The following is a 6,779-nucleotide window of genomic DNA, read 5'->3' as shown; positions in this document are numbered from 1 at the left end:
TTTAAGGCTATACGAGTATTTAGTTTATTGTCTGCAAACTTCCATAATTTAATATCTGCATCGCTAAGTCCTGGATATCCTGTGTTATTTCCTGATTCTACTTGTTTCCAATAATCATTATATCTTTTAGCATCATCATAACTCATTCCTTTTGCAAATGATGCTTCTCCAAAGAATTTCGTTCTAAGTTTATAACCACCAATTCCTTTTCCGTAATCTGTTAACCTTATTTTATCATGCTACTTCTTTTATTGCTACATTAGGAATTACAAGAAAAAAGATTAATGCTCCACCACTGAAACATTAACCTTCTTAACTTCTTTCACTGCATTATTAATATTATGAATCTAATTATTTTGGTTCTATTGTTAGTTTTACTACACTTTTTAGTTTAATCTATTTATGCAGTCACTTTAATTTATGTTTTGCAGTTACTTTACATAATAGTAGTTATTTTTTATTGAATAATGGTTCTAACACAGCTTTTATTACAGAATTCACTAACTCAGCTTTTCCACCCAATTCATAGTTCTCATACTCACTAATCCATAGTTTATCCCCATTTAAAATATTCTGCCAATGATTTACTAAACCTTTTGCTGAAATTCTTAGTTCTGCAATAATTATATCATTTATTGTAACTGGATTACCAATTCCAATTCTATCATTACTATCAAATTTACTACTAATAAAAGAATCAAATTTATATTCAACTATTTCTCCTTGTTCATCTTCCATTACATATTTTAATGTTGAACCATCTCTACTTATTACAATTAATATTGCAAACTTATTGCCAACTAAAGCTATTGAGGTTTCATTAATTTTAACACTTTCAAAACCATATTTATCTATTATTTCTTTAAAAATACTTATTGTAAGTTCTTGATAATTACTCATTTCTTTCACCACTCTTACCTATTAAATTTCATTTTCATCGTGTCTACGTCAAAAATATATCCATGGTCAATTAGATAATTATACTCTCTTCCAAACCCAGTTAGCTCTTTAACCCCAGTTATCTTATTTATTCTATACAAAGTACTATCTGTAGGTTTAGTTGCAAGTATTACAACATCTTTTCTATCAATTACGTTATCTAGCCACGGCTTATTAAACTCATCCCAAAACTGTTGTGGAGTTTTATAGAACTCATCCGGTGTGTTTAATAAGTTAAATCCATCTACTCTTGGTCCAAAATCAGTTGATTTAATATTTCCTAATTCCGAAACTATATATTGTGTATCATCTGCATAAGTACCTAATATTGTGGTTGTTTTTCCTGGAGTAGTTTCTAATTTAACTCCAGATGTTGGTGTATATTTTAAACTTTCTATTTTACCAGCTTTACTTACCCCCTTATCAACTACTTTTAGGCTATTCTCTAATTCTAGAGCTTTCATCCTAAGCTTTACAACTTCATTTGGATCTACCTTATTTAAGGCTATACGAGTATTTAGTTTATTGTCTGCAAACTTCCATAATTTAATATCTGCATCGCTAAGTCCTGGATATCCTGTGTTATTTCCTGATTCTACTTGTTTCCAATAATCATTATATCTTTTAGCATCATCATAACTCATTCCTTTTGCAAATGATGCTTCTCCAAAGAATTTCCTTCTAAGTTTATAACCACCAATTCCAATTCCAAAATTCAAGCCTAAATTAAGGAGAGTTGACTCTGTTTGATTTAATTCTAACTCGCCGACTGCAAAATTAGTAATATTACTACTTACCCAGTTTACTCCTATAGCAAAACTTGTTTCCTTTCCAATTGCCTTTACTGCTTCTTTAGCTATGATAGATTTACTTGCTCCTGCCACTCCATTTACTGCCTGCGAAACTGGAATACATAAACCTGCAACTGCCATATTAAGGTTTCCCCATAAATCATAGGCACCTTGATTTCCCATAAATAATGAAGGATTGTATTACATCATATCCACCACAATACGTACCTCCTTGAGATCCAACTGGACCTGTATAAACCTTGGTCCCCTTAGGTATTTAATAGCATATACTGTATCTACCACTGACTTACTGTCAGTTCTCCTGTAATTGGGTCAATCCACTGTGGTTTTACTGCTGTATCAATTCTCACTTTTGCAACTGATTCCGGAAGTTCTGTAGTAAACCATTGACCTAATGCATTCTCTGAATTTCCTCCTCTATAATATATTCTGTCCTCTGTAAGAACTTCCACATTATATCTTCCACCATAAAAATTACTTGCTGGATTTCCTTGCATATCTACTAATGGCCCTGGATTCTCTATCATATTAAATTCATATTTTGCAATATCATCTGTTCCATTTATTACAGAACCATTTCCACCATTACTATGTTTATTTACCCACTTTGGGCTAAATCTGTTTTATTATATTTTACTACTACACACTAGTATTTCAAATAATTCTCTCAAGAAAAAATAGAAACTAGCCTATTTTATTTTTCAGCTAGTTTCTTTGTCTTTATCTCACTGCATTATTAATATTATACGGTGAATATTATTAATAATTTTATTAAATTTATAACCTCTTAAATCATTCTTTTTAATGCATTAAATTTATATTTAATTTTGCAGTAACTATAAAATAATATCTTCTAAATACTTTTTTATATACTTTTGTTCTATTCTAGTCCTTTCTTCTTTCATATGATTAAACTTTAGTATTGGTATTTTTATTTCAATTAAAGCTTCTATATCATTTAATTTTAATTCCTTCTTAAATACGAATTGTTCTTCTTTATTAAATCCATATAGTGATGCTAAATCTGAATTACTTGTAAACAATGAAATTTTTTCATTGTTTAATATGTGTTTTCCTATACACCATGGTTCAAATTCTATATTGTTATATATTACTTTATAATTTAATTCATAAGCAAATTCTAAGTCATCTACACTTACTTCTTTTACCAATATATCACTATGTTTATTTCCTAACACATCCACATACTCTTTAAATCCATTATTCATATCCTCCTTTTTACTACTAGTTAATTCCACTTTATTATTATAAATATTCATTAAAAATTTTTTACCTTTATATATGCAATATTCTTTAGACATTTTTCATACCTCACTTTAATTCAAGCCATCCAAGATTCTTATCATAGATAAATTGCTGCACTATATCTCCTGTTTTACTGTCTAGAATCTTAAATTTATCTCCATTAATAAATTTTCTAACTGATTGATAATATTCTGGTAGTACTACATCAGTACTACCTGTAAATGCTTTTCCTGTATAAGGATAATCATCTGGTTTCGGTGCCCAATCTGGAATAGATATTTTACTAACATCATTTACTTTATACTCTATTGTTCCGTAGAATTTATCTGGTAAGCCAACTGATTGTGAAATGCCATCAACGCCAGTTGTAGTCTTAAATGCTGTATTATTATAATCTAATCTTGCTCCATTATATTTATCAAATAGTGTTTTTAAATTAGCGCCATGCTCTTCTACCGCTGTAAAACCTCTAACTCCATCATAGTCAGGATTATATAAGTATTTATATATGTCACTTTGAGGTATTGTTTTACACATTAAAGTATCTGCTGATGGTAATCCTATCTCTTTTCTTATAGAATCAACTAACAATTCCTCTGAATCAGTTAACACTCTATCGGGATGTAGTAATTTAGCAAATTCATCTACTGAATATCCTTTTCCATTAATAATATTTTTAATACTTTCAGAAGTATTTACTTCAGCTTTACTTACCCCCTTGGGGCAGAGTCTGTCTTTTTATTTTTAGTATCAGAGTTGAGTACTTTCAACCATTTCCACAGTTTTAAGACCATTTCCAACTACTTGCACTCTGTTAAAGTGATTCACACCAAATCATAGATTTAGGTTCTCTACTTTTCATTTTTTTCTGATATGTATCTACTTTTTCAGTCTTTTTTTCCTTAATCTGTTAACTTAATTTTATCATGCAACCTCTTTAATTTCTACATTAGGTAATTTACATAAATAAAAAATACCGTTGTAATTGAAGTATCGACATTTCAGTTACAACGATATTTTCTTTAACTTTTAGGTTAAAAAGGGGTATAGGTATTTAAGATTTTAAAAAGTATTTTTAGTTTCATCAACTAGAATTTACTTTTTAATTTTATCTGCCACTCTCCCCCCTAAGTCAATTCATTATTAAAATTATGCATTGTTAAAATCAGTTATAATATTATTAATTTAAGCAACTTCATTTATTACTCTTTTTTATGAATTCAATTAATTCCTTATTATGCATTATTTCTATTATAAGTTATTAATATTCCACTATCTGCTGCTTTAGGGTCATAATATGATTCTATTTTCCCCCAACTATATCTATATATTAGTGCTACTGGTAATTTTTCATGAGCTTCTCCTAAATTATTTATTAACCAGTTATTATGACTTTCTCTTTTCAATTCTACTTTATCATCACTCCAATTATCATAAGAATTTTTCAATTTTAAATCTGCATTTTTCATTTCTATCGATGATAGGAAACTATCTTTAAATATAATTTTAACCCATAGTGATAATCCATCTATTATTTGTGGACTTTTAAAATTATATCTTTCAATATTTCCATTTGTATAACTATTTACATCTATTAAAAATATTTTTTTAAAACTTTCACTATCCATTCCACTATATATTTCTTTATTATTTATAACTATTTTGCCTTTATCTAGTCTCATCTATATCCTCCTATTTTTACTTTAGTCCTTCTAACACATCTAACATTTTATTGTAATCATCTAAGTGCATTTTATAATTATTCAACTCAACTGCCTTCAATTCAACTTTCCTTATTTTTCCACTACTCAATAACTCTTTAAAATCCGGAAGAAACATTTGAGGAAGTCCGCCACTTCCAAATTGCGGATTAGCCTTCGTTATTCCAAAGGCTACATCTATTGGTTCTGTTATTTCATAAGCCATCATTTTACCTCTATATTCAGCAACATCCATTCCATCTTCCCAGTAAGGTTTAACTTGTAGTCCTTCAAATAACTTCCTTGCGTCCCCATCTACTCTATCTAGAGCACTTTTAGTAGTTGCATATCCTGTTGGATATGGGTCTCCAACATATATTACTTTCCCCTTTTTCAAGGTTATGTTTTTATACTTATCAACGCCAACATACGGAAAACTCCCTTGCCAACTTTGAGCTACTTCCGCTGGACTAGCTTTACTTACCCCCTTATCAACTACTTTTAGGCTATTCTCTAATTCCAGAGCTTTTATCCTAAGCTTTACAACTTCATTTGGATCTACCTTATTTAAGGCTATACGAGTATTTAGTTTATTGTCTGCAAACTTCCATAATTTAATATCTGCATCGCTAAGTCCTGGATATCCTGTGTTATTTCCTGATTCTACTTGTTTCCAATAATCATTATATCTTTTAGCATCATCATAACTCATTCCTTTTGCAAATGATGCTTCTCCAAAGAATTTCCTTCTAAGTTTATAACCACCAATTCCAATTCCAAAATTCAAGCCTAAATTAAGGAGAGTTGACTCTGTTTGATTTAATTCTAACTCGCCGACTGCAAAATTAGTAATATTACTACTTACCCAGTTTACTCCTATAGCAAAACTTGTTTCCTTTCCAATTGCCTTTACTGCTTCTTTAGCTATGATAGATTTACTTGCTCCTGCCACTCCATTTACTGCCTGCGAAACTGGAATACATAAACCTGCAACTGCCATATTAAGGTTTCCCCATAAATCATAGGCACCTTGATTCCCCATAAATACTTTATCTCTTATAGGATTTATAGCTACACTATTTAAATCTCCTATTGAAGCATAATGGACATCTAATCCGCCTTCAACAATATTACTGATACCGTATACCCCACTACTTATTCCAGTTACTGCTGCAGTAACTACAATTGGGGTTGCTGCTCCTGCAGTGAAAAATATTGCTGCGCCACCTAATGCTATAGCTAGAGCTCCGGTAATCATCTTTACCCTACCTTCGTCTTTTCTAGCTTCCAATGCTTCTTCATAGTCTTTTTGCATTTGAGAAAATACTTCTTCTTGATTTAAAGCTGCAAGTTCAATTTCTTCTTTGTTATTCTCTACATACTCTACACTTGATTGTACCTTATTATATAAATCTAATACTTGTGTCTTATTAATTAAATCTCCACTCTTATATGATAACACTGAATTTGTTGAACTACTATATAGAACCACTGTACTTTTTAATGTTTCTAATAGGCTTTTTAATTCTCCATTTGCTACAGCATATTGATTGTTTTCATAGTTTTCTATACTCCTATTAAAAACCACCAATGAATTTTTTTCAGAATTTAAATATCCTTCTATTGNCCTGTGTTATTTCCTGATTCTACTTGTTTCCAATAATCATTATATCTTTTAGCATCATCATAACTCATTCCTTTTGCAAATGATGCTTCTCCAAAGAATTTCGTTCTAAGTTTATAACCACCAATTCCAATTCCAAAATTCAAGCCTAAATTAAGGAGAGTTGACTCTGTTTGATTTAATTCTAACTCGCCGACTGCAAAATTAGTAATATTACTACTTACCCAGTTTACTCCTATAGCAAAACTTGTTTCCTTTCCAATTGCCTTTACTGCTTCTTTAGCTATGATAGATTTACTTGCTCCTGCCACTCCATTTACTGCCTGCGAAACTGGAATACATAAACCTGCAACTGCCATATTAAGGTTTCCCCATAAATCATAGGCACCTTGATTTCCCATAAATAATGAAGGATTGTATTACATCATATCCACCACA

General features: G+C 30.3%; 7 protein-coding genes. All 7 read right to left on the bottom strand.

All coding sequences use genetic code 11. The features are described 5' to 3' along the window. Positions 1-450 precede the first annotated feature (450 nt). Complete coding sequence (locus BN6774_RS06275; RefSeq protein WP_066891403.1) at positions 451-900, bottom strand: hypothetical protein; 450 nt, start codon at positions 898-900, stop codon at positions 451-453. Positions 901-914: 14 nt separating this feature from the next. Then, complete coding sequence (locus BN6774_RS18725) at positions 915-1,913, bottom strand: hypothetical protein (RefSeq protein ID WP_207644567.1); 999 nt, start codon at positions 1,911-1,913, stop codon at positions 915-917. 113 nt (positions 1,914-2,026) lie between these two features. After that, entirely contained in the window at positions 2,027-2,278 is a 252-nt protein-coding gene (locus BN6774_RS18285) for a hypothetical protein (protein WP_066891394.1), read from the bottom strand. 309 nt (positions 2,279-2,587) lie between these two features. Beyond that, positions 2,588-3,073: a hypothetical protein gene (locus BN6774_RS06260; protein ID WP_066891392.1), complete on the bottom strand. Its 486-nt coding sequence runs from the start codon at positions 3,071-3,073 to the stop codon at positions 2,588-2,590. Positions 3,074-3,083: 10 nt separating this feature from the next. Continuing rightward, positions 3,084-3,629 (bottom strand): hypothetical protein, encoded by a 546-nt coding sequence (locus BN6774_RS06255; protein ID WP_235829588.1) that lies wholly within the window; start codon positions 3,627-3,629, stop codon positions 3,084-3,086. 623 nt (positions 3,630-4,252) lie between these two features. After that, on the bottom strand, positions 4,253-4,699 hold the full coding sequence (locus BN6774_RS06250) for a hypothetical protein (RefSeq protein WP_066891389.1): 447 nt from the start codon (positions 4,697-4,699) through the stop codon (positions 4,253-4,255). A 16-nt stretch (positions 4,700-4,715) separates the two neighbouring features. Continuing rightward, positions 4,716-6,305, bottom strand: a complete 1,590-nt coding sequence (locus tag BN6774_RS06245) for a hypothetical protein (protein WP_066891400.1) — start codon at positions 6,303-6,305, stop codon at positions 4,716-4,718. Positions 6,306-6,779 lie beyond the last annotated feature (474 nt).

It is taken from the genome of Clostridium nigeriense, assembly GCF_900086595.1.
GTDB classification, from domain to species: Bacteria; Bacillota; Clostridia; order Clostridiales; family Clostridiaceae; genus Clostridium; species Clostridium nigeriense.
The sequence above is the reverse complement of the archived record's forward strand: the minus strand, read 5'-3'. Positions and strand labels throughout refer to the sequence as shown.

What these genes read in the sequence shown, in the direction of transcription:
- BN6774_RS18725 (WP_207644567.1), bottom strand. Translation starts at nt 1,913, where the DNA reads ATGGGAAATCAAGGTGCCTATGATTTATGGGGAAACCTTAATATGGCA.
- BN6774_RS18285 (WP_066891394.1), bottom strand. Translation starts at nt 2,278, where the DNA reads ATGATAGAGAATCCAGGGCCATTAGTAGATATGCAAGGAAATCCAGCA.
- BN6774_RS06260 (WP_066891392.1), bottom strand. Translation starts at nt 3,073, where the DNA reads ATGTCTAAAGAATATTGCATATATAAAGGTAAAAAATTTTTAATGAAT.
- BN6774_RS06250 (WP_066891389.1), bottom strand. Translation starts at nt 4,699, where the DNA reads ATGAGACTAGATAAAGGCAAAATAGTTATAAATAATAAAGAAATATAT.
- BN6774_RS06275 (WP_066891403.1), bottom strand. Translation starts at nt 900, where the DNA reads ATGAGTAATTATCAAGAACTTACAATAAGTATTTTTAAAGAAATAATA.